The organism is Photorhabdus stackebrandtii (assembly GCF_011189495.1).
Taxonomy (GTDB): domain Bacteria; phylum Pseudomonadota; class Gammaproteobacteria; order Enterobacterales; family Enterobacteriaceae; genus Photorhabdus; species Photorhabdus khanii.
Window position 1 is genome coordinate 1 of the sequence record NZ_PUJV01000078.1, and the last position, 4,028, is coordinate 4,028.

The window sequence follows — 4,028 nt, forward strand, 5'->3', positions numbered from 1 at the left end:
GTCAGGGCGAGTTGGAATGCTCTTTAACAGGGAGGGAAAAGGTGGCTAGAAAAAAGGCTGCTAAATCAAGGGGAAAAGTGGCCTAAAGAGTATGATGGCGTCGGGATAGTGCCGAAGATCCGATCGGGTTGGCCGGTGGATTGAACCTGTATACCTATGCGCCGAATCCGATGACGTGGATAGATCCTTGGGGGTTATACAAAGGGGAAGGTCAGCGGGGTTTAGGGAAGTACCATGTGTTCCATGAACACACCCTGAATCCACCTGAATATCAGTTATCCGATGGTCAGCATTTTAAACGGGGCAATCAATCTGTGCACGAAAGAATGCAGCGCGATCCGGCATTCAGGCGTGAAATGCAGATGAAATATCCGGAAGTGGTGGAACATGTTCAGCCAAATTCCAGAGGGAATTTCAGCCCTCGTGCACCTGATGGTATGACCTGGCATCATGAGAATCAGCCAGGGAAATTAAGTCTGGTTGACCGATATGACCATAAGTCTTATCACAAGATTTATCATCCTGATGGATCGGGTGGTAGAGATAAATGGGGTGGAGGGAATGGGTGTCGTTAAGAGGAAAAAATGAAAACAATTAAAGGCTTTGATGGTTTGTTATCTATCCATAAACAACGTCCAAAAGCGATGGGTTTTTTTGTTGACCCAAATTTTGTGAATGAAATCAACTGCATCAATAATGCAACATATTATCTCTCTGAAACGAGAGATGAAGACTTTGATATGGATGAAATGGAGGATAAGTATAAGACATGGTTAGATTATGCTCTTTTTGAAGATATCATTGACAACAAACTAGAACATCACCCCAATGCAACCCGTGATGAATTGTTAGAAGCTGTGGTTTATTATCTCGAAGAAGATGACTTCTTAGATTAAATCAGACGGGAAGCTCAAAAAGAGCTTCCCGCTGTATTTCATTGCTATCTTGTACTGTAGTTGTCAATTATCTCCTGCATCCGCAGCTTTATCTCATATTTCAAGCAAAACCTGCACTATGCGGGACAATATTTTGACAAAGACAAATTTGTTGGGAACAAATTTGAATAGCGCGTAGCGCTACCCTGAAACGGCGAGTATCAGGATGATACGAGTAAACCGGGTTGCATTTTAATACGTATCGGTATTATGCGCCGAATCCTCTTACATGGATTGACCCTTGGGGATTAACCGGGAAACCGCTAAATTCTCCTGATATGGTTAAGTGGAGTAATAAGGGTGGGACAGTCTGGCAAGAAATAGATACCCAAACTTGGGTTTATAAAGATGCGTCGGGTAATGTGGTTCGTTATCCTAGTGGTTACCCTGACTTCTCTCCATATGAAAGACAACGTGTAGATGTTCCTGATCTGAAAGGAAATCACCATAAATATGGGGATGGTGATTTTGCAAAAGCTGACAGGTTAGCGCCAAAAGGAAAAGCCGATTATGGTTCAAATAATTGGCATCATCATGAAAATGGAAAAACAATGCAAGAAGTGTCTAGAAAAGTACATGGTACCTTTACTCACCGTGGTGGCGCATCAACACTAAGAAAAAAATGTTGAAGAATAGTATTGGAGTAAATTTATGCCAATAAATCATGGTATTAATATAGATAACAGCGAAATTTTATCTATTGAGCAGCATTATTCAATAATTCTTCCTGAAAGTTACCGTGCTTTCTTGAAGAAATATAACGGATTTTATGTTGAAGATCCGGATGCGTGTAATCTTACATACCACGGTGTTGATGATGGTGAAATTGCTTTTGATTCTTTGTTTGGTATCAATATAGAAAATGAAAATTTCAACTTAATTGAAATGAATAATGATTATTTGGATGAATTATTATTCATAAAAAATTCTTTTATCATTGGTACAGATCCTGGAGGTAATTTTTATATATTAGTAACCGAAGGAAAGCATGAGGGTGTATATTATTGGGATAGAACTCACTTACATGTTGAAGATGATGTGCAAGATATTGCTTTTAGTGAAGTAGATGAATGTGGGAACCTTTATAAAGTATCTCACTCTTTCGAAGAATTTTTTAAACAGATACTCTCTCAAACTGAAGATAAAGGCATGAAGCTAATTCAAGGCTTATAGAATATTTGGAATATCCTTGCGATATTCCGGTTCTTTTAAACACAATGGTAAAGGAGGCGGCCGTTGCTGACGGCTGTTTTGATCAAATGGTGAAACGAATTGTCTGGAAGCACAATCATCTGGTTAATATTAAACTGCGGGATAATCTGTATACCATTGGACAGATGTTGAACCGTCCAGAAATGAGGTTTTATGATATCTGTAATACGAGTGGTATGTGGAAGGATATTAACTTAAACCAGGTGCCCATTTTGTTCCGGGTTTTTGTCGCTAGTCGAGTGGTTTTGCCTAACCTAGCAACTGAGAAAATTAAAGACAAATCGGTTATTCCTAATATTCAATCCTATAATAATTACTGGATAAAGTCTTATTCTTCATTCGATGGTTGGAGATAAAAACTCTTTTTTATTTATGGGCGGTAAACTGATTGATATCGGCCCTGAGGGTAATATCGGAACCACACTGGCACCAGTATTAAAAGAAGACTTAACCTTACCAGAAGATCGGGAACTCATTGAAAAATATGAACTGACCAATATGTGGTCACATGAAGAATTAGCAGAGCGTTTATGCCGCTATTTTGATACCGGAATTAACCGTGATGACCTGAAATTCGAAGTATTTCCGGGACTGTGGGATGACAGGGAGCAATTAAGGCCCTTAACCAGTCGTTTACCAGTACCGCTACGATAATATAAAAGCCGGTAGATCTCTGTGATCTTCCGGCCTGATTGATGATCTACTGGGGCGAATAGCCACGGTACGCCAAAGCATATAGATCGCATCTTTGATTTAGTATGCTTCCTCGTCATTTACGACACAGGTGAGTATTTCCGCTCAGTTGGGCAAAAACCAGCGTTTCAATGTGAGTCAACTGAATGAGATTATATTAAAACATTTAACAGAGTTAACCGCATAGCGAAAAAATAACAATAGCGTTTATCCGTATTAAAAATGATTAAAGAAATGGACTTTGATTTTAATACCGGTAATATATCTATTACCCTCTTTGGTTTTAAGCCTAAAAATCAAATAAAGGAGAAAGGAGAAAGGAGAAAGGAGAAAGGAGAAAATCCGAGTATCAATTTAATGAAAATAGGAAAATTTAAATACAAGGCAGGAAGTGGAAAAACGATTATATTTACAAAAATAGTTCAATGAAAACCATGCATTAAATAAATTTTTAATTAAAAAATAAGAAAACTATCGGAATAAAAATCGTTTTACTCGATATCACCCTTTTAAAAGGGTTGATTTTATCTTTTTACCTGTATTTTCCTTTAGCGGCCTATTCACATCCATATTTAATTCATTTATCGGCAATGCTATCCTCCGCTTATTTTTACCTAACCGGCCATAACCATTTAAAAGCATAAAAACAGAGATGTTAAATCTTTTATATAAAAGACGGCGGCAGATTTAACTATAAGTGCAGTTTTTTAAAAAGACGTTAATCAAATTTAATCGAAATCCATTAACCATTAACAGAAAATTGAAAATAAATCAGCGAAAAAAATAATATTATCCGAAAAAATAAAGGGGGATATTTATACCGTCAAGCTATTTACTGGTTTATTTATGAAGATAAAAGAAAGGAGAGTAACTTATGAAAACTGTTCAAAATTGCCAGTAAAACAGCATTAACAAAGATAAAAAGCAAGTATAATTAACGTTGATTAAACGTGAAACACAATATGCCATGATGATTAAATTTAATCTCTTAGGGTCTAATTCCCCGCCCCTTGGGGCGAACTACTCTGTAGTTGGCCATTGGTTTGATACCCCGCTGCTTGGAGGGTGTCGCAAAAGCTCATGTTATCCATTAAGATCGGTGTTCTTTCTGTTAAACGCCGATCTTTTATGACCTTATTCACTCGAACGCTGGAATCGTCTGCTCACACCAAACGTCAGTTTGTCAAA

Annotated in this window: 6 protein-coding genes and 2 pseudogenes; all 8 read left to right on the top strand. The window is 37.6% G+C overall.

The genetic code is table 11. The features are described from left to right. Positions 1-101 precede the first annotated feature (101 nt). Positions 102-194 (top strand): annotated as a pseudogene (locus C5470_RS23155) (RHS repeat-associated core domain-containing protein); the annotation flags it as partial. Continuing rightward, a complete protein-coding gene (locus C5470_RS21435; protein ID WP_166291794.1) occupies positions 171-575 on the top strand; it encodes an HNH endonuclease in 405 nt (134 codons plus the stop codon). The pseudogene C5470_RS23155 and the gene C5470_RS21435, both read left to right, overlap by 24 nt. A gap of 9 nt (positions 576-584) precedes the next feature. Beyond that, positions 585-896 (top strand): DUF7716 domain-containing protein, encoded by a 312-nt coding sequence (locus C5470_RS21440; protein WP_132354388.1) that lies wholly within the window; start codon positions 585-587, stop codon positions 894-896. A gap of 218 nt (positions 897-1,114) precedes the next feature. Beyond that, positions 1,115-1,183, top strand: a pseudogene (locus C5470_RS23900) (RHS repeat-associated core domain-containing protein); the annotation flags it as partial. A gap of 30 nt (positions 1,184-1,213) precedes the next feature. Continuing rightward, positions 1,214-1,564 carry an HNH endonuclease gene (locus tag C5470_RS21445; RefSeq protein ID WP_422631101.1) on the top strand — a complete coding sequence of 117 codons (351 nt, stop codon included), beginning with the start codon at positions 1,214-1,216 and terminating at the stop codon, positions 1,562-1,564. 22 nt (positions 1,565-1,586) lie between these two features. Further along, the gene (locus C5470_RS21450; RefSeq protein WP_166291790.1) at positions 1,587-2,108 is read left to right on the top strand and encodes an SMI1/KNR4 family protein; all 522 of its coding nucleotides are present in this window, start codon (positions 1,587-1,589) and stop codon (positions 2,106-2,108) included. A 411-nt stretch (positions 2,109-2,519) separates the two neighbouring features. Continuing rightward, positions 2,520-2,801, top strand: a complete 282-nt coding sequence (locus C5470_RS23160; RefSeq protein ID WP_242688264.1) for a hypothetical protein — start codon at positions 2,520-2,522, stop codon at positions 2,799-2,801. A 261-nt stretch (positions 2,802-3,062) separates the two neighbouring features. After that, complete coding sequence (locus tag C5470_RS21460; protein ID WP_166291792.1) at positions 3,063-3,269, top strand: hypothetical protein; 207 nt, start codon at positions 3,063-3,065, stop codon at positions 3,267-3,269. Positions 3,270-4,028 lie beyond the last annotated feature (759 nt).